Origin of the sequence: Streptococcus oralis (assembly GCF_015561235.1) — a bacterium.
In the GTDB taxonomy this organism is placed as follows: Bacteria; Bacillota; Bacilli; order Lactobacillales; family Streptococcaceae; genus Streptococcus; species Streptococcus oralis_BK.
The window spans coordinates 1,145,634-1,164,687 of record NZ_JADMTC010000001.1 but is presented as its reverse complement, the minus strand read 5'-3'; the positions used below and the strand labels follow the sequence as shown (position 1 = coordinate 1,164,687).

Below are 19,054 nucleotides of genomic sequence, written 5' to 3'. Positions count from 1 at the left end.
TATTTGCCTAACCTATTTTTGAGTGCTATAATGAAGATGATGAAAGGGGGAGATTCCCATGGTTTTACAAATTTTACTTGTTTTATTATTATTAGTGGTGATTGCATCAGTGATTATGGTTAGTTCTGTATATGTGGTAAGACAACAATCTGTCGCTATCATAGAACGCTTTGGTAAATACCAAAAGTTGAGCAATAGTGGTATTCATTTACGAGCTCCTTTTGGGATTGATAGAATTGCGGCAAGAGTTCAACTACGCTTGTTGCAAAGTGAGATTGTCGTAGAGACAAAGACGCAAGATAATGTATTTGTAACGATGAATGTGGCTACTCAGTATCGAGTGAATGAGAACAACGTTACGGATGCCTATTATAAATTGATGCGTCCAGAAGCTCAAATCAAATCCTATATTGAAGATGCTTTACGTTCATCTGTACCCAAGTTAACCTTAGATGAGTTGTTTGAGAAGAAGGATGAAATCGCCTTAGAAGTTCAAAAACAAGTGGCAGAAGAAATGTCTACGTATGGGTATATCATTGTCAAAACGCTGATTACTAAGGTTGAACCTGATGCTGAAGTAAAACAATCAATGAATGAAATCAATGCAGCTCAACGTAAGAGAGTTGCAGCGCAAGAACTTGCTGAAGCAGATAAGATTAAGATCGTGACCGCAGCAGAAGCAGAAGCAGAAAAAGATCGCCTACATGGTGTAGGGATTGCAGAACAGCGTAAAGCGATTGTTGACGGACTGGCTGATTCTATCAAAGAGTTAAAGGGAGCTAATGTTGAGCTGACTGAAGAACAAATCATGTCTATCCTATTAACGAACCAGTATTTAGATACATTGAATAATTTTGCAGAAAAAGAAGGTAATAATACAATCTTCCTACCAGCAAATCCTAATGGAGTTGAGGATATAAGAACTCATATATTGTCGGCTTTAAAAGCCAAATAAAAATATGCAGAATAATATAGTTGTGACGAATATATGTTTTTTTATTGACAGATGAAATAAAAACGTATACAATTAAGAATTGTAAAGAATAATTCAGGAGAAGAACATGGTTAAGTCAAACTTTGAAAAGGTAGAAGCAGTTGTTGGCTGGGTTCGTGATAAGAAGATCACAGGTTACCGTATCTCTAAAGAAACGAATGCGCGTGAAATGTCTATCATTGCTCTAGCACAAGGACGCGCAAAAGTTAAAAATATTTCATTTGAAACAGCTCTTAGTTTAATTGATTTCTATGAAAAAAATCATGAAAAATTTGAAGATTGAACTGTGGTTACAGGCAGATTCTTGAATCGAGTCTGCCTTTTCTTTACAATTACAAACCAAAAAGACTGCATTCTGTATGCAGTCTTTATTTATTAATTGAGATAACGCTGAAGGAATTCTTTGGTCCGTTCTTCTTTAGGGTTCGTGAAGAGTTCTTCAGGTTTACCTTCTTCTGCAATGATTCCCTTGTCCATGAAGATGACACGATGGGAGACATCGCGAGCAAATTCCATTTCGTGGGTTACAACAATCATGGTCAAGCCTTCTTGAGCTAGGTCCTGCATAATTTTGAGGACTTCCCCGACCATTTCGGGGTCAAGGGCAGATGTAGGTTCGTCAAAGAGAATGGCGTCAGGATTCATGGAGAGTGCACGAGCGATAGCTACACGTTGCTTTTGTCCACCTGAAAGTTGTTTAGGCTTGGCTTGCCAGTAACGTTCTCCCATACCAACTTTTTCGAGATTCTCTTTGGCAATTTTTTCAGCTTCAGAGTGGTCTCGTTTGAGTACAGTAGTTTGGGCAACGATAGTATTTTCAAGGACATTCAGATTTTCAAAGAGATTGAAAGATTGGAAAACCATACCGAGCTTTTCACGATAATGGGTGAGGTTATAGCCTTTTTCCAGAACATTTTCTCCGCGATAGAGAATCTCTCCTCCTGTAGGTGTTTCGAGTAAATTGATTGAACGAAGGAAGGTTGATTTTCCGCTTCCTGAGCTCCCGATGATGGAAATAACCTCTCCTTTATGGACGGTGAGAGAAATGTCTTTTAGCACTTCGTTTTGCCCATAGGATTTTTTTAGGTGTTTGATTTCAAGGATTGGTTGTGTCATTTTTTCAAATCCCCCGTTTGCATTTGGTTAGCACCTGTAGTGTAAGTGTCCATGTCCATATAGCGTTCGATAAAACGTAGGATACGGGTCACAGTGAAGGTGAGGACAAAGTAAATCACTGCAATGATGGTAAAGGTCTGGAAGTATTGATAGGTTTGCGTCGCTACAGTATTTCCTGAGAAATAAAGCTCGACAACTGAAATAACGTTCAATACAGAGGTATCTTTGATATTGATGACAAACTCATTACCAGTAGCAGGTAGAATATTACGGACAACCTGAGGAAGGACAATCTTACGCATGGTTTGATTGTGGGTCATACCAAGAGCGGTTGCAGCTTCGAACTGTCCCTTGTCGACTGCTAGAATACCACCACGAACGATTTCTGTCATGTAGGCACCCGTGTTGATTGAGACGATAAAGATAGCAGCCAGTGTCCGGTCGAGATTGATACCGAAAGCTTGAGCAGTACCATAGTAGATAACCATGGATTGAACAATCATCGGTGTACCACGGAAGATTTCAATATAGACATTGAGGAACCAACCGACTATTTTTTGTAGGCTGTAAATGGCTTTGTTTTCCGAGAGAGGAGCAGTACGGAAGACACCAATGGCAAGACCGATAATGAGACCTACGATAGTTCCGATGATTGAGATTAAGAGTGTGATACCAGCACCACGCAAGAGCTGTTGCCAGTTTTCAGAAAGAATTTTAGCAACTTGGTTGAAGAAATTACTGCTACTTTCTTCAGTTGTCGTGGCTTCGGCAGGTTGCTCCTGAATCATACGATCCATGAGGGCTACTTGCTCATCCTTAGAGATGGTTTCAATACTCGCATTGATTTGGCTGATACGACTGTCATCTTTACGAAGTCCAATGGCGATAGCTGTATCTTCTTCGCCAGTTTTGAAACCTGGTTGGGGTTGGATCATTTTGAACTTAGCGTTAGCAGACTCAGCGGTCATTGCTTCAGGTCGTTCAGAAACATAGGCATCAATAACACCAGCCTCCAAAGCTTGACGCATCTGAGCGAAGTCCCCCATAGCTGTTTCTTTTTTGGCACCTGGAATTTGAGAAATCAAATCATAAAGGTAAACACCTTGTTGAGAAGTGATTTTTGCTCCGCTAAAATCTTCCAAAGATTTGGCATTCGCGTAGGCAGAGTCCTTTTTTACTAATAGAACCGGTTCGCTAGTATAGTAACTGTTTGAAAAAGCAATTTCTTGTTTACGTTCAGCGGTTGGGCTCATACCAGCAATGATCATATCGATTTTGCCAGAAGTAAGGGCTGGAACAAGTCCTTCCCACTTTGTTTTTACGACCAAAGGTTCCTTACCTAGATCTTTGGCAATTTTTTTAGCGATTTGAACATCATAGCCGTTGGCATATTGATTGGTACCGTCGATTTTTACGGCGCCGTTACTATCGTCGTCTTGGGTCCAGTTGAAGGGAGCGTAAGCTGCCTCCATCCCGATGCGTAAATATTCGTCGGCTTGGACTTGGCTAACTAGTCCTAAGGTAAGGGCTAGGCTAGCAATGATAGATAAGCATAATTTTTTCATGTTTTCTCCTATTTCTAGTCTAAAAATGACTTCTCTCTATTGTATCTAAAAATGGTGAGATTTTCAATACAAGTAAGCCTTTACTTATAAAAAATGATATAATGGTGAAAAGATTGAAAGGGAATCAATTATGAAAAAAAGATGGTTGGTGACTTTGGTATTTGCTTGTTTATTATTTATACCGAGCCTAGTTTTTGCAGTAGACTTTGATATCTTATCCTATCAGGGTGATTTGAATATTCATGCAGATAATACTGCAATTTTTAAGGAAACAATCACCTACCGTTTTGGAGATGATTATAATGGTCAGCTAGTTGGACTGGGAAAAGCTGGGAAAATGCCAGAGGGATTTGACATTGATCCCGACCCGACCGTTCAGGTGTCTAAAAATGGGCAAATTATTCAAAATGTTTCCTTTTATACTATGGAGGAAGAGGACGGCTACAAGGTAAAAATTTACAATGCTGGATATGCCGGAGATACTGTTCGGGTGACGGTTACCTGGAAACTATCAAATCTTCTCTTCTTATACAGGGATATAGCGGAGTTAAATTGGCAACCCTTGACAGATAGTTCTGGAGATATTAAAGAGTTTGAGTTCAAGGTCAGCTCTGAAAATCCAGCAGAGAAACTCTATTTCCATACAGGAAAACTCTTTAAGGAAGCTAGTGTCAAAAAGGTAAATGATTTCTACCAGGTCAAGATGAAAGATCTTCCGAGAAATCGTCAGGTGGAACTACATGCCTATTGGCCGAGAAGTGCTTTTGCAGAAGCTCCGGATCAAGGCTTGGTATCTGATAACCTCATTTGGTTTAAAAGAGTTGAGCTTGAAATAGCAAGTGAAAAAGCTTCGGACAAGATTGTGATGATGTGGCTTATTCCAATTGTTTTGACGGCTCTTCTGTTTTTCGGTTTAATATTTTATAAACGTTTCAAAAAAGAAATTAGTCCCAAGAAGAAATTTGCTAAGAACCATCGTCTCTATGAACCACCTATGGATTGGCCACCAATGGTTTTAGCAGAGAGTGTATATTCATTATCACTGAGCGAAATGAAACCGGGAGCAAAAGGATTTGGTCGTTTTACATTTGAACGAGTCATTCAGGCTACTTTGCTAGATCTAGTAGATAGAGGGCATTTGTCTATTGAGAAAGGGGAAAAAGAACCAATTCTTAAAATCATAAACGAAAGTGGATTGGCAAATTTTGAGAAGGAATGTCTGACACTTTGCTTTTCAGATAAGAAAGAGTTAGCGATTTCGGATCTGTTTTCAGATTATCAGGTTTCACCTAGTATTTATCGTGGAGTTTCTAAAAAGGATGCAAAGCAGGTTCAGGAGATAGGGAAGCAACTGAAACGTTCGTTTGATAGACGCATCTCTAACATTGAAAAGCGCGTCAAAGACAAGGTGCATGCGTTGCGTATTCCAAATTATTACCGTCCTTTGAGTACGGGTGAGAAGAAACTATCTCTGGCTATGTGGATTGGATTAATTGGTTCAGCCGTAGGGAGCTGGCTATTCTTCTACTGTAGTTGGAACACGTATGGTTTCGTTTCGTTCTACCTCCTCTTTTTGGGATTACTTGCTTCCATTACTTTAGTGCTAATTTATGTTGTAACATACGGGTATTATGATAATGGTGTCTTGACAGATGAAGGGGCAGAGGTTTACTATCACTGGAAGAGTTTTGAAAACATGCTTCGCAATATCGCCCGTCTAGACAAGGCTGAGTTGGAGAGTATCGTCCTTTGGAATCGCCTTCTGGTCTATGCGACTCTTTTTGGTTATGCCAAAAGGGTCAGCCAGTTAATGAAAGTTCGGCAAATTCATCTTGAAAATCCAGACTTAGATAGTTACATTGCCTATGGCTGGTATGCGCAACTTCATACCTATACTGGACAGATGAAATACTATGCAGCGGTCGCAAATACAGCAAGCAATTACTCCGTATCTTCTGGAAGTGGTTCTTCAGGTGGAGGATTCTCAGGAGGCGGAGGCGGTGGTAGCATCGGTGCTTTCTAAAAAATCTATCGCAGAATCCGAAATTATGCTATAATAGAGGACAGAAAAAGGAGTAATACATGTATCTTATTGAAATTTTGAAGTCGATCTTTTTTGGGATTGTTGAAGGAATTACAGAATGGTTGCCCATTTCAAGTACTGGTCACTTGATCTTGGTTGAAGAATTTGTACAATACAAGGACCAAAATGAAGTCTTCATGTCCATGTTTAATGTTGTTATTCAGCTCGGCGCTATCTTAGCGGTTATGGTCATTTACTTTAACAAGCTTAATCCTTTCAAACCTGGTAAAAATAAGGTAGAAGTCCGTCGAACTTGGCAATTGTGGTCAAAAGTCCTCGTAGCGACCTTGCCTTTATTGTTAGTCTTTAAGCTGGATGATTGGTTTGACACTCATTTTCATAATATGGTTTCAGTTGCGATTATGTTGATTATCTATGGGGTTGCCTTTATCTATCTTGAAAAAAGAAATAAGGCGCAAGCTATTGAACCAACAGTCACAGAACTTGAAAAGCTTCCCTACAAGATAGCCCTCTATATCGGACTTTTCCAAGTCCTCGCCCTCTTCCCAGGGACGAGCCGTTCAGGTGCGACGATTGTCGGTGGTTTATTAAATGGAACGAGTCGCTCTGTCGTAACAGAGTTTACCTTCTACCTCGGAATTCCTGTTATGTTCGGAGCTAGTGCTTTAAAGATTTTCAAATTTATAAAAGCAGGTCAACTCTTGAGTTTTGGACAACTGTTCTTACTTTTGGTTGCTATGGGAGTAGCCTTTGCGGTCAGCATGGTTGCTATTCGCTTCTTGACTGGCTATGTGAAGAAGCACGACTTTACCCTCTTTGGTAAATACCGTATCGTACTCGGTAGTGTCTTGTTGCTCTATAGTTTTGTGCGTTTATTTGTATAAGAAAAAGAGTCTGGGACAAAAAAATTTTGATTTTAGGAATTCTTTATTATAAATTTTTAAAATCGATAGATTAGACAAAAAAGCGAACAATACAGAATTCTGAGTGTCAGATAACTGATTTTGTTCGCTTTTTACATTTAAGGTTAGACTTTTGTCCCAGACTCTTTTTAAAATCCTGTCACTGTTATTCCTAGTAGACGGATACTTTTTTCTTTTTCAGCTAGTTCTTCGTAGAGTTGAAGGGCAGTTTGAGAAATCTGACTAGCATCCTGTGTTGCTTGTGGGAGGCTTTTTCGTCTAGTTAGAGTAGAGAAGTCAGCATATCGTATTTTTAGGATAATGATTTTTCCAGCTTTGTCTTGTTTACTGAGATTGAGAGCTACTTTTTCAGAGAGAAGAGTCAGCTCTTTTTTGATGTCCTCTTCATCTTGGAGAATCTTACCATAGGTTTTCTCCTTGCCGATGGACTTACGAGTGCGATTGGACTTGACTGGAGAATTGTGAATACCACGAGCCTTTCGATAAAGATCATAACCGAGTCTGCCAAAGCGATCGATTAAAGTGATTTCAGGAATTTCTAGCAGATCTGCACCAGTAAAAATTCCCATTTGATTCAGCTTTTCAACTGTTTTCTTACCTACACCATGAAATTTGGTGATATTCATTTTCTTGAGAAAATCTTCAGCTTCTTCAGGGAGAATCACTGTCAAACCATGTGGTTTTTGATAATCACTGGCCATTTTAGCTAGAAATTTATTGTAGGAAACGCCAGCAGAAGCAGTCAGGCGTAGCTCTCTCCATATATCTTGTTGAATCAATCGGGCAATTTTAACAGCTGACTTGATACCGAGTTTATTTTCCGTCACATCTAAGTAGGCTTCGTCAATACTCATAGGTTCAATCAAATCAGTGTAACGTTTAAAAATAGCTCGAATCTCAAGTCCAACTGCCTTATACTTTTCATAATTTCCAGAAATAAAGACGGCTTGGGGACAACGCTCATAAGCTTCTTTGGAACTCATAGCAGAGTGAATACCAAAGGCTCGCGCCTCGTAACTACAAGTGGAAACAACTCCCCGTCCACCTGTTTGTCTTGGATCGTTTCCAATGATGACAGGTTTTCCTTTTAACTTAGGATTGTCTCGTATTTCCACCGCAGCAAAAAAGGCATCCATGTCAATATGGATAATTTTTCTTGACAAATCATTAATCAATGGAAATATGAGCATTTTTGCTCCTTTCTAGCGTTATTTTCTATTCATTATACCTTTTTTTCTGAAAAAATGGAAAAGAGTAATTCTTCTTTCAAATATATAATACAGATTGTGCTGAAAAATAGACTGTATCAGAACAGAAAGTGGCAAAAAAGCCGGATTTCGCTTGTTGAAATCGGTTACTGTGTGGTATACTTGTCTCAAGAATGTAACAGATGGCTGTTACTAGAAAGAAAAATGAGGACATTAACATGGTTGTTAAGACAGTTGTTGAAGCACAAGACATTTTTGATAAAGCTTGGGAAGGCTTCAAAGGTGTAGATTGGAAAGAAAAAGCAAGCGTTTCTCGCTTCGTTCAAGCTAACTACACACCTTATGATGGTGATGAAAGCTTCCTTGCTGGACCAACAGAACGTTCACTTCACATCAAAAAGATTGTAGAAGAAACTAAGGCTCACTACGAAGAAACTCGTTTCCCAATGGACACTCGTCCAACATCTATTGCTGATATTCCTGCCGGATTTATCGACAAAGAAAATGAAGTTATCTTCGGTATCCAAAACGATGAACTCTTCAAATTGAATTTCATGCCAAGAGGTGGTATCCGTATGGCTGAAACTACTTTGAAAGAAAATGGATACGAACCAGATCCAGCTGTTCACGAAATCTTTACTAAATATGTAACAACAGTTAACGACGGTATCTTCCGTGCTTACACTTCAAACATCCGTCGTGCTCGCCACGCTCACACTGTAACTGGTCTTCCAGATGCATATTCACGTGGACGTATTATCGGTGTTTACGCACGTCTTGCTCTTTACGGTGCAGACTACTTGATGCAAGAAAAAGTAAACGATTGGAACTCAATCGAAGAAATCGATGAAGAAACAATTCGTCTTCGTGAAGAAATCAACCTTCAATACCAAGCATTGCAACAAGTTGTTCGCTTGGGTGACCTTTACGGGGTTGATGTTCGCAAACCAGCGATGAACGTAAAAGAAGCAATCCAATGGGTTAACATTGCTTTCATGGCTGTCTGCCGTGTGATTAACGGTGCTGCTACATCTCTAGGTCGTGTGCCAATCGTATTGGACATCTTTGCAGAACGTGACCTTGCTCGCGGTACATTTACTGAATCAGAAATCCAAGAGTTTGTTGATGATTTCGTTATGAAACTTCGTACAGTTAAATTTGCTCGTACAAAAGCTTATGACCAATTGTACTCAGGTGACCCAACCTTCATCACAACTTCTATGGCTGGTATGGGTAACGACGGTCGTCACCGTGTTACTAAGATGGACTACCGTTTCTTGAACACTCTTGACAATATCGGTAACTCTCCAGAGCCAAACTTGACAGTTCTTTGGACTGACAAATTGCCATACAACTTCCGTCGCTACTGTATGCACATGAGCCACAAACACTCTTCTATCCAATACGAAGGTGTAACAACAATGGCTAAAGACGGATACGGAGAAATGAGCTGTATCTCATGCTGTGTGTCACCACTTGACCCAGAAAACGAAGATCAACGCCACAACATCCAGTACTTCGGTGCTCGTGTAAACGTTCTTAAAGCCCTTCTTACTGGTTTGAACGGTGGTTACGACGATGTTCACAAAGACTACAAAGTATTTGACATCGATCCTATCCGTGACGAAGTTCTTGAATTCGAATCAGTTAAAGCGAACTTTGAAAAATCTCTTGACTGGTTGACTGACACTTATGTAGATGCTTTGAACATCATCCACTACATGACTGACAAGTACAACTACGAAGCTGTTCAAATGGCCTTCTTGCCAACTAAACAACGCGCTAATATGGGATTCGGTATCTGTGGATTCGCTAATACAGTTGATACATTGTCAGCTATCAAGTACGCTACTGTTAAACCAATCCGTGATGAAAATGGCTACATCTACGATTACGAAACAATCGGTGAATACCCACGTTGGGGTGAAGATGACCCTCGTTCAAACGAATTGGCTGAATGGTTGATCGAAGCTTACACGACTCGTCTACGTAGCCACAAACTTTACAAAGACGCTGAAGCTACAGTATCACTCTTGACTATCACATCTAACGTTGCTTACTCTAAACAAACTGGTAACTCACCAGTCCACAAAGGTGTATACCTCAACGAAGATGGTTCTGTGAACTTGTCTAAACTTGAATTCTTCTCACCAGGTGCTAACCCATCTAACAAAGCTAAAGGTGGATGGTTGCAAAACTTGAACTCACTTGCTAGCCTTGACTTTGGTTACGCAGCTGATGGTATCTCATTGACAACTCAAGTTTCTCCACGTGCTCTTGGTAAGACTCGTGACGAACAAGTTGATAACTTGGTAACAATCCTTGATGGTTACTTTGAAAACGGTGGACAACACGTTAACTTGAACGTTATGGACTTGAACGATGTTTACGAAAAGATTATGTCAGGTGAAGACGTTATCGTACGTATCTCTGGATACTGTGTAAACACTAAATACCTCACTCCAGAACAAAAAACTGAATTGACACAACGTGTCTTCCACGAAGTTCTTTCAATGGATGACGCATTGAGCTAAGATTCAATTAGAATGAAAAGAAAGCTAGTCTATAGGACTGGCTTTTTTGTGTACTTACATTATCTATTCAAGACTTCAAAAAAATTTTAAAAAAATAGTCAAATTTGGTCAAAAAGATGTTGACTTTTACTGACCAATGTGATATAGTAGAAGCATAAGGAAAATGAATTCCTTAGAAAACTTCATTTTCAATGATTCTATTTATTGAAAATGTATGATAGATACCCTAGAAAGGGGTGAGGCCTATGTTAAATCTAACAGATTTTGAAAAGAAGATGATAAAAGGCTTATTTAAGAAAGAAAAACCAGAAATTATACGTAGAGTAGTTAGTTAGCTAGTCTAAAATTTTTAAAACAAAGGTCAAAGATAGTCAATATCAGAGATTGCAAATAATAAACAATAAACGAGGTAAAAAATATGAACAACAACTTTAATAACTTTAACAACATGGATGATTTATTTAACCAATTGATGGGTGGTATGCGAGGATATAGTTCTGAAAATCGTCGCTACTTGATTAATGGACGAGAAGTGACACCTGAGGAATTTGCTCAGTATCGTGCAACTGGGAAATTACCAGGAAATGCAGAATCTGAGGTGCAAATGCAACAACACGCTTCAGGTATGAAACAAGACGGTGTCCTTGCTAAACTAGGTCGTAACTTGACAGCGGAAGCTCGCGAGGGCAAGCTGGATCCTGTTATCGGACGAAACAAGGAAATTCAAGAAACTTCTGAAATCCTCTCACGTCGTACCAAAAACAATCCTGTTCTGGTCGGAGATGCAGGTGTTGGTAAGACAGCCGTTGTCGAAGGTCTAGCACAAGCGATTGTGAATGGAGATGTTCCGGCTGCCATCAAGAACAAGGAAATTATTTCTATTGATATCTCAGGTCTTGAGGCTGGAACTCAATACCGTGGTAGCTTTGAAGAAAACGTTCAAAACCTAGTCAATGAAGTGAAAGAAGCAGGGAATATTATCCTCTTCTTTGATGAAATTCACCAAATTCTCGGTGCTGGTAGCACTGGTGGAGACAGTGGATCTAAAGGGCTTGCGGACATTCTCAAGCCAGCTCTCTCTCGTGGTGAGTTGACAGTTATTGGGGCAACGACTCAAGACGAATACCGTAACACCATCTTGAAGAATGCAGCTCTTGCTCGTCGTTTCAACGAAGTCAAGGTTAATGCTCCTTCAGCAGAGGTTACTTTTAAAATCCTTCAAGGGATTCGTGACCTCTATCAACAACACCACAATGTCATTTTGCCAGACGAAGTCTTGAAAGCAGCAGTGGATTATTCCATCCAATACATTCCACAACGCAGCTTGCCAGATAAAGCTATTGACCTTGTCGATGTAACGGCTGCTCACTTGGCAGCTCAACATCCTGTAACAGATGTGCATGCTGTTGAACGGGAAATTGAGGCAGAAAAAGACAAGCAAGAAAAAGCAGTTGAGGCAGAAGACTTTGAAGCAGCTCTCAATGCTAAAACACGTATTGCAGAATTAGAGAAAAAAGTCGAAAACCACACAGAAGACATGAAAGTGACTGCAAGCATCAACGATGTGGCTGAGTCCGTAGAGCGTATGACTGGTATCCCAGTTTCTCAAATGGGGGCATCTGATATCGAACGCCTAAAAGATATGGCTCATCGCTTGGAACACAAGGTAATTGGCCAAGATAAGGCAGTAGAAGCAGTAGCTCGTGCTATCCGTCGTAACCGTGCAGGATTTGATGAAGGCAATCGCCCAATCGGTAGCTTCCTCTTTGTAGGGCCTACTGGAGTTGGTAAGACGGAGCTTGCTAAGCAATTGGCATTGGATATGTTTGGTACCAAGGATGCGATTATCCGCTTGGATATGTCTGAATACAGTGACCGCACAGCCGTATCTAAGTTAATTGGTACAACAGCAGGTTATGTGGGGTATGATGACAATAGCAATACCTTGACAGAACGTGTTCGTCGTAATCCTTACTCTATCATTCTCTTGGACGAAATTGAAAAGGCTGATCCTCAAGTAATCACCCTTCTCCTCCAAGTATTGGATGATGGTCGTTTGACTGATGGTCAAGGAAATACAGTGAACTTCAAGAACACGGTCATTATCGCGACATCAAATGCTGGATTTGGTTATGAAGCCAACTTGACAGAAGATGCTGACAAACCAGAATTGATGGATCGTTTGAAACCATTCTTCCGCCCAGAGTTCCTTAACCGCTTTAATGCAGTTATCGAGTTCTCACACTTGAATAAGGAGGACCTTTCTAAGATTGTGGACTTGATGTTGGCGGAAGTCAACCAAACCTTGGCTAAGAAAGACATTAATTTAGAAGTCAGCCAAGCGGCTAAGGACTTTATCACAGAAGAAGGCTATGACGAAGTTATGGGTGTTCGTCCTCTCCGTCGCGTGGTTGAACAACAAATTCGTGATAAGGTGACAGACTTCCACTTGGATCATCTAGATGCTAAACATCTGGAAGCAGATATGGAAGATGGTGGTTTAGTTATTCGTGAAAAAGCCTAATACTCTTCGAAAATCAAATTCAAACCACGTCAACGTCGCCTTGCCGTACTCAAGTACAGCCTGCGGCTAGTTTCCTAGTTTGCTCTTTGATTTTCATTGAGTATAAGACAAAATTTTGAGAATAAAAAAGAAGGAACTAGCTAAAAAGCTGGTTCCTTTTTGTGTTTAGATGACATGGCGCTCAAAGGCATCATCTGAGATTCCTTGTTCCAGAATGAGTTTCGCCCATTCTTTAGCAGAAAAGAGGCTGTGGTCCTTGTAGTTTCCGCAAGATTCGATGGTTGTTCCAGGAACATCTTCCCAAGTAGTGGTTTCAGCAATTTCTTTGAGCGAATCCTTGATAACAGCTGCAATCTCAGCGCTGGTATGGCGTCCCCACATAATCATGTGGAAGCCTGTACGGCAACCAAATGGTGAGCAGTCAATCATGCCGTCAATGCGGGTACGGATGAGTTTGGCCAAGAGGTGCTCGATCGTGTGAAGGCCAGCGGTAGGGATAGAGTCTTCATTTGGTTGCACCAAGCGAATATCAAAGTTGGAGATGACATCTCCCTTTGGCCCTGTTTCTTCCCCAATCAAGCGGACATAGGGTGCTTTAACAATGGTGTGGTCTAGTTCAAAACTTTCGACAATAACTTCTTTTGACATGGTAAATCCTTTCAGTTTTCTTCCTTCATTATATCATAAAGGGTGCTCTTGAGATAGAGAGAAAACCTCTCCAAGAAAGGAGAGGTTTGAGTTTTTATTTGCGATACAAGCGATCGTATTGGTAGTATGGGTCAAAGGTTACGTTGATGCCTAGCTTGCGAAGGACGTTCTTGTCTTCATCAGTTAAGATGATGGTTGAGTGAGCTTCACTTCCTTTGAGGTTACCCAGTTCTTTCATTGCGCGCGCAGCATCAGGATTTTCCATAGCTGTGATTGCAAGAGCAATCAGGATTTCATTTGAATGCAGGCGCGGATTGCGGCTACCTAGATGATTGATTTTAAGACCTTGAATTGGTTTGACGACTTCAGGCTCGATTAGTTTCACTTCCTTAGCGATGTCAGCTGATTTTTTAATAGCATTGATCAAGGCAGCAGCTGTAGGACCAAAGAGTTCAGAGTTTTTACCAGTGACAATGTCACCAGATGGTAATTCAAGAGCTAGGGCAGGACCACCGGTTTCTTCAGCCTTTTGACGTGCTGCGACAGCAACCTGACGGTCTGCAGGTGTGATACCGAGATCGTTCATGAGAAGTTCAATCTTCTTGACAGCAGTTTCTCCGACTTTTTCAGCTTTAAAATCAAGAACAGTTTGATAATAGCGACGGATGATTTCTTGTTTAGAAGCTTCGATAGCAGCTTCATTATCAGTAATAGCAAAACCAACCATGTTGACACCCATGTCTGTTGGTGAAGCGTATGGAGACTCACCGAGAATGCGTTCCAACATACGTTTGAGCACTGGGAAAATTTCGATATCACGGTTGTAATTGACAGTGGTTTCTCCGTAGGTTTGGAGATGGAAAGGGTCAATCATGTTGACATCGTCAAGGTCTGCGGTTGCAGCCTCGTAGGCCAAATTGACTGGATGATGAAGGGGCAGATTCCAGACTGGGAAGGTTTCAAATTTAGCGTAGCCAGACTTGATACCGTTGAGTTGGTCGTGGTACATATTGGACATACAAGTTGCCAATTTTCCAGAACCAGGTCCAGGAGCGGTTACGACAATCAAGTTGCGACTGGTTTTGATGTAGTCGTTTTTTCCCATTCCTTCAGGCGAAATGATGTGATCCATATCCGTCGGGTATCCTTTGATTGGATAATGAAGATAAGAATCAATTCCATTTTTCTCGAGCTGGTTTCGGAAGGCATCTGCAGCGGGTTGTCCGGCGTATTGTGTGATGACAACAGAACCGACAAAGATTCCCAGTTCATTGAATTTGTCAATCAAACGAAGAACTTCTTGGTCATAAGAAATGCCCAAGTCACCACGTGCTTTAGAGTGCTCGATATTGCTAGCATTAATAGCAATCACAACTTCAATCTGCTCTTTCAATTCTTGCAAGAGCTTGATTTTATTGTCAGGCTCATAACCAGGAAGAACACGAGCAGCGTGGAAATCTTCTAACATTTTACCACCAAACTCCAAGTAGAGCTTGCCGTCAAATTGATTAATGCGCTCTAAGATGTGGTCGCGCTGTAGATTCAAATATTGTTCAGAACTAAAAGCTTGTTTTTTCATTTTTTTACCTCTGACCTCTATTATAATAAAAAATTGGAAGTTAGGAAACTACGGAGTCAAAAAAGAAATCAAAAAGATTAGGCAAACGCTTGCACTATGTTCAAAAAAGCGCTATCATAGACTATAGATTATTAAAATAATGAGGTAAACAGATGCAAGAAAAATGGTGGCACAATGCCGTAGTCTATCAAGTCTATCCAAAGAGTTTTATGGATAGTAATGGAGATGGAATTGGTGATTTGCCAGGAATTACGAGTAAGTTAGACTATCTAGCCAAACTAGGGATTACAGCGATTTGGCTTTCTCCCGTTTATGACAGTCCTATGGATGATAATGGTTATGATATTGCTGATTATCAAGCGATTGCTGCTATTTTCGGAACTATGGAGGATATGGATGAATTGATCGCTGAAGCTAAGAAGCGTGACATTCGAATTATCATGGACTTGGTGGTCAATCATACCTCGGATGAACACGCCTGGTTTGTCGAGGCCTGTGAAAATCCTGATAGCCCCGAGCGAGACTACTATATCTGGCGGGATGAGCCTAATGATTTGGAGTCTATCTTTAGTGGGTCTGCTTGGGAATACGATGAAAAGTCGGGTCAATACTATCTTCACTTTTTCAGCAAGAAACAGCCCGATCTCAACTGGGAGAATGAAAAACTGCGCCAAAAAATTTATGAGATGATGAACTACTGGATTGATAAAGGGATTGGCGGTTTCCGTATGGATGTTATTGACATGATTGGCAAGATTCCTGATGAGAAGGTAGTGAATAATGGTCCCATGCTCCATCCCTATCTCAAGGAAATGAATCAGGGGACCTTTAGAGATAAGAATCTCTTGACAGTAGGAGAGACCTGGGGAGCAACGCCAGAGATTGCTAAGCTCTACTCGGATCCAAAAGGACAAGAATTGTCAATGGTTTTCCAGTTTGAACACATCTGTCTTCAGTATCAGGAAGGGCAACCTAAGTGGCACTATCAAAAAGAGTTAAATGTAGGGAAGTTAAAAGAGATTTTCAACAAATGGCAGACAGAGCTGGGAGTTGAAGATGGCTGGAATTCCCTCTTCTGGAATAACCATGACCTTCCTCGTATCGTCTCCATCTGGGGAAATGACCAAGAATACCGTGAAAAATCTGCCAAAGTCTTTGCAATCCTGCTTCATTTGATGAGAGGAACGCCTTATATTTACCAAGGTGAGGAGATCGGGATGACCAACTATCCATTTGAAACACTGGATCAAGTAGAAGATATTGAATCCCTCAACTATGCGCGTGAGGCTCTTAAAAAAAGTGTTCCGCTAGAGGAAATTATGGACAGCATCCGTATCATTGGTCGCGACAATGCCCGTACTCCAATGCAATGGAATGAGAGCCAAAATGCTGGTTTCTCAACAGGTCAACCGTGGTTGGCAGTTAATCCAAACTACGAAAAAATCAACGTTCAAGAAGCACTGGCAAATCCAGAATCTATTTTCTATACCTATCAAAAACTCGTTCAAATCCGCAAGGAAAACAGTTGGCTGATTCGCGCTGACTTTGAATTGCTTGATACGGCTGATAAGGTTTTTGCTTATATCCGTAAGGACGGTGAGCGCCGCTTCCTAGTTGTGGCTAACTTGTCCAATGAAAAACAAAACTTTTCAGTAGAAGGAAGAGTTAAGTCAATCTTGATTGAAAACACTACTGCTAAAGAAGCAGTTGAAAAACAAACCTTGGCTCCATGGGATGCCTTTTGTGTGGAACTAGCGGATTAAAATAAGTGAACCTCAAGCCTTTGATGCTTGGGGTTCTTTTGTTGAAAAATATATAGAAAAACCTTTAAAAAATATTTGTTAGAATTTTCTAAAAAATCTGGCGAAAGTTCTTGCTTTTATGAAAAAATAGGGTATAATGGTGAAAACACTATCTTTAAGGAGATTACTTATGAAATCGAAAAAGTGGCTCTTAGGAGCAGGTGCTGTTTTGAGTGCGGCCCTACTGTTAACTGCTTGTGGGCAAAGTGAAAAGAAAGCGGATGCTCCCAAGACATTCTCTTATGTCTATGCTATGGATCCATCTTCTTTGGACTATAGTGTGACGAGCAAGAGCTCAACTTCTGAAGTTATAGCAAACGTTGTTGATGGTCTTTTGGAAAATGACAAGTATGGGAACTTAATTCCATCACTTGCAGAAGACTGGTCTGTTTCAAAGGATGGTTTGACTTACACCTACAAACTTCGTAAGGGTGTAAAATGGTATACTTCTGATGGGGAAGAATACGCTGAAGTTAAAGCTAAAGACTTTGTTACTGGGCTTAAACATGCCGCTGACGGAAAATCAGATGGTCTTTCTTTGATTCAGGATTCTATCAAAGGTTTGGCAGAGTATGTTAGTGGTGAGAGCAATGATTTCTCTACCGTAGGAGTTAAGGCTGTTGATGATTATACGGTAGAATATACGCTCAACAAACCAGAGAGTTTCTGGAACTCTAAGGTCACAACTGCAACCATGCTCCCAGTTAATGAAGAATTTTTGAATTCTAAAGGGAGCGACTACGGTGCACCAACCCCATCAGGTATCCTATATAATGGTCCTTATTTCTTGAAATCATTGACTTCAAAATCAGTCATTGAATATGAAAAGAATCCAAACTACTGGGATAAGGACAATGTCAAGATTGACAATATTAAACTAACTTTCTACGATGGATCAGACCAAGAATCCTTGATTCGTAGCTTTACACAAGGAGCTTATACAACAGCTCGTCTCTTCCCGACAAGTTCAAATTTTGAGTCAACTAAACAAGAGTACGGCGATAAGATTGTTTACAGTCCACAAGAAGCGACAAGCTACTACCTCACTGTTAACGTAAACCGCCAATCTTACAATAAAACAGCTAAAACAGACGAAGCTCAAAAAACATCAACGAAAGAAGCTCTTCTCAACAAGAACTTCCGTCAGGCGCTGAACTTTGCCCTTGATCGTCATTCTTATACTGCTCAGTTGAATGGTGAAGAAGGTGCGGACAAGATTATCCGTAACAGCCTAGTGCCACATGACTACGTTCAAGTGGGTGAAAAAACCTTTGGAGAGTTGGCACAGGCAGAGCTCGTTTCATATGGAGACCAGTGGAAAGATGTAGCCCTTACAGATGGCAAGGATACGATTTACAGTCCTGAAAAAGCTAAGGCAGCCTTTGCTAAAGCCAAGGAAGAATTGCAGGGCAAGGGGGTTACCTTCCCAATCCATTTGGATATCCCGGTTGAACAAACAGATGTAATCGCGGTTCAACAAACTAACTCACTCAAGCAGTCTATCGAATCATCACTTGGTACTGAAAATGTCATTGTCGATGTCCTTCAAATGACAGATAATGAGAAAATGAGCATTACATCTCAAGCCAAGGTTCCATCCCAAAAAGACTATGACTTGAACGGAACTGGTTGGGGACCAGATTATCAAGACCCGGCTACCTACCTCAACATCCTTGATGCTAAGAAGGGTTCTGCCCTTAAACACTTGGGGATCAATCGCGGAAAAGATCCAGAAGTGATGGCTCAAGTTGGACTGGACGAATACAAGAAACTCTTGGATGACGCTGCAGCTGAAACCAGCGACCTTAATAAGCGTTATGAAAAATATGCTAAAGCTCAAGCTTGGGTATCGGATAGTTCACTTTTAATCCCAGTTGCTTCTTCAGGTGGTTCTCCAACGGTTAGCCGTACTGTACCATTTACAAAAGCTTACTCTCAAGTCGGGATCAAGGGAGACCCATTTGTATTCAAAGGATTGGAATTGCAAAATGACGTTGTGACTGCAAAAGAATACGAAGAAGCCTTCAAGAAATGGCAACAAGAAAAAATCGAGACAAATGCCAAATACCAAAAAGAACTTGAAAAACACGTCAAGTAATCTATAAACAGAAAAGGAA

At 40.6% G+C, this 19,054-nt stretch carries 13 protein-coding genes; 8 read left to right on the top strand and 5 right to left on the bottom strand.

All coding sequences use genetic code 11. The annotated features are described in order from the left end of the window. The first annotated feature begins 58 nt into the window (after nucleotides 1-58). Nucleotides 59-955, top strand: coding sequence for an SPFH domain-containing protein (locus tag I2H52_RS05880; RefSeq protein WP_195594700.1), 897 nt, complete (start codon nucleotides 59-61; stop codon nucleotides 953-955). Nucleotides 956-1,061: 106 nt separating this feature from the next. Next, entirely contained in the window at nucleotides 1,062-1,277 is a 216-nt protein-coding gene (locus tag I2H52_RS05875) for a hypothetical protein (RefSeq protein ID WP_000241003.1), read from the top strand. A 92-nt stretch (nucleotides 1,278-1,369) separates the two neighbouring features. Here the strand turns inward: I2H52_RS05875 and I2H52_RS05870 are convergent, their stop codons facing one another. Beyond that, nucleotides 1,370-2,110 (bottom strand): amino acid ABC transporter ATP-binding protein, encoded by a 741-nt coding sequence (locus tag I2H52_RS05870; protein WP_000193353.1) that lies wholly within the window; start codon nucleotides 2,108-2,110, stop codon nucleotides 1,370-1,372. Further along, nucleotides 2,107-3,675 (bottom strand): ABC transporter substrate-binding protein/permease, encoded by a 1,569-nt coding sequence (locus I2H52_RS05865; protein ID WP_195594696.1) that lies wholly within the window; start codon nucleotides 3,673-3,675, stop codon nucleotides 2,107-2,109. Before I2H52_RS05865 ends, I2H52_RS05870 begins: the two co-directional genes overlap by 4 nt. 130 nt (nucleotides 3,676-3,805) lie before the next feature. Here I2H52_RS05865 and I2H52_RS05860 point away from each other — a divergent pair, with 130 nt between their 5' ends. Further along, nucleotides 3,806-5,698, top strand: coding sequence for a DUF2207 domain-containing protein (locus I2H52_RS05860; RefSeq protein WP_195594693.1), 1,893 nt, complete (start codon nucleotides 3,806-3,808; stop codon nucleotides 5,696-5,698). Between the two features lie 59 nt (nucleotides 5,699-5,757). Beyond that, entirely contained in the window at nucleotides 5,758-6,603 is an 846-nt protein-coding gene (locus tag I2H52_RS05855; RefSeq protein ID WP_195594690.1) for an undecaprenyl-diphosphate phosphatase, read from the top strand. A gap of 167 nt (nucleotides 6,604-6,770) precedes the next feature. On the opposite strand, the gene dinB is transcribed toward I2H52_RS05855, so the two are convergent. Continuing rightward, nucleotides 6,771-7,832, bottom strand: a complete 1,062-nt coding sequence (gene dinB / locus I2H52_RS05850; protein WP_195594686.1) for a DNA polymerase IV — start codon at nucleotides 7,830-7,832, stop codon at nucleotides 6,771-6,773. A 236-nt stretch (nucleotides 7,833-8,068) separates the two neighbouring features. Here dinB and pflB point away from each other — a divergent pair, with 236 nt between their 5' ends. Beyond that, nucleotides 8,069-10,384 carry a formate C-acetyltransferase gene (gene pflB, locus I2H52_RS05845; RefSeq protein WP_000260647.1) on the top strand — a complete coding sequence of 772 codons (2,316 nt, stop codon included), beginning with the start codon at nucleotides 8,069-8,071 and terminating at the stop codon, nucleotides 10,382-10,384. A 418-nt stretch (nucleotides 10,385-10,802) separates the two neighbouring features. Next, entirely contained in the window at nucleotides 10,803-12,908 is a 2,106-nt protein-coding gene (locus tag I2H52_RS05840) for an ATP-dependent Clp protease ATP-binding subunit (protein ID WP_049500160.1), read from the top strand. A 165-nt stretch (nucleotides 12,909-13,073) separates the two neighbouring features. On the opposite strand, the gene I2H52_RS05835 is transcribed toward I2H52_RS05840, so the two are convergent. Together I2H52_RS05835 and I2H52_RS05830 are read right to left on the bottom strand one after the other, a co-directional pair. Next, nucleotides 13,074-13,556 (bottom strand): S-ribosylhomocysteine lyase, encoded by a 483-nt coding sequence (locus tag I2H52_RS05835; protein WP_000032557.1) that lies wholly within the window; start codon nucleotides 13,554-13,556, stop codon nucleotides 13,074-13,076. A gap of 94 nt (nucleotides 13,557-13,650) precedes the next feature. Beyond that, nucleotides 13,651-15,135 carry a DUF1846 domain-containing protein gene (locus I2H52_RS05830; RefSeq protein ID WP_049550233.1) on the bottom strand — a complete coding sequence of 495 codons (1,485 nt, stop codon included), beginning with the start codon at nucleotides 15,133-15,135 and terminating at the stop codon, nucleotides 13,651-13,653. Between the two features lie 152 nt (nucleotides 15,136-15,287). On the opposite strand from I2H52_RS05830, the gene I2H52_RS05825 reads away from it, so the two are divergent. Then, complete coding sequence (locus tag I2H52_RS05825) at nucleotides 15,288-16,898, top strand: glycoside hydrolase family 13 protein (protein WP_049550234.1); 1,611 nt, start codon at nucleotides 15,288-15,290, stop codon at nucleotides 16,896-16,898. 169 nt (nucleotides 16,899-17,067) lie between these two features. Further along, nucleotides 17,068-19,035 carry a peptide ABC transporter substrate-binding protein gene (locus tag I2H52_RS05820; protein WP_195594677.1) on the top strand — a complete coding sequence of 656 codons (1,968 nt, stop codon included), beginning with the start codon at nucleotides 17,068-17,070 and terminating at the stop codon, nucleotides 19,033-19,035. The last annotated feature ends 19 nt before the right edge of the window (nucleotides 19,036-19,054 follow it).

Excerpts from the sequence above, each read along its gene's own strand:
- I2H52_RS05880 (WP_195594700.1), top strand. The coding sequence starts at position 59 with ATGGTTTTACAAATTTTACTTGTTTTATTATTATTAGTGGTGATTGCA.
- I2H52_RS05875 (WP_000241003.1), top strand. The coding sequence starts at position 1,062 with ATGGTTAAGTCAAACTTTGAAAAGGTAGAAGCAGTTGTTGGCTGGGTT.
- I2H52_RS05870 (WP_000193353.1), bottom strand. The coding sequence starts at position 2,110 with ATGACACAACCAATCCTTGAAATCAAACACCTAAAAAAATCCTATGGG.
- I2H52_RS05865 (WP_195594696.1), bottom strand. The coding sequence starts at position 3,675 with ATGAAAAAATTATGCTTATCTATCATTGCTAGCCTAGCCCTTACCTTA.
- I2H52_RS05860 (WP_195594693.1), top strand. The coding sequence starts at position 3,806 with ATGAAAAAAAGATGGTTGGTGACTTTGGTATTTGCTTGTTTATTATTT.
- I2H52_RS05855 (WP_195594690.1), top strand. The coding sequence starts at position 5,758 with ATGTATCTTATTGAAATTTTGAAGTCGATCTTTTTTGGGATTGTTGAA.
- dinB (WP_195594686.1), bottom strand. The coding sequence starts at position 7,832 with ATGCTCATATTTCCATTGATTAATGATTTGTCAAGAAAAATTATCCAT.
- pflB (WP_000260647.1), top strand. The coding sequence starts at position 8,069 with ATGGTTGTTAAGACAGTTGTTGAAGCACAAGACATTTTTGATAAAGCT.
- I2H52_RS05840 (WP_049500160.1), top strand. The coding sequence starts at position 10,803 with ATGAACAACAACTTTAATAACTTTAACAACATGGATGATTTATTTAAC.
- I2H52_RS05835 (WP_000032557.1), bottom strand. The coding sequence starts at position 13,556 with ATGTCAAAAGAAGTTATTGTCGAAAGTTTTGAACTAGACCACACCATT.
- I2H52_RS05830 (WP_049550233.1), bottom strand. The coding sequence starts at position 15,135 with ATGAAAAAACAAGCTTTTAGTTCTGAACAATATTTGAATCTACAGCGC.
- I2H52_RS05825 (WP_049550234.1), top strand. The coding sequence starts at position 15,288 with ATGCAAGAAAAATGGTGGCACAATGCCGTAGTCTATCAAGTCTATCCA.
- I2H52_RS05820 (WP_195594677.1), top strand. The coding sequence starts at position 17,068 with ATGAAATCGAAAAAGTGGCTCTTAGGAGCAGGTGCTGTTTTGAGTGCG.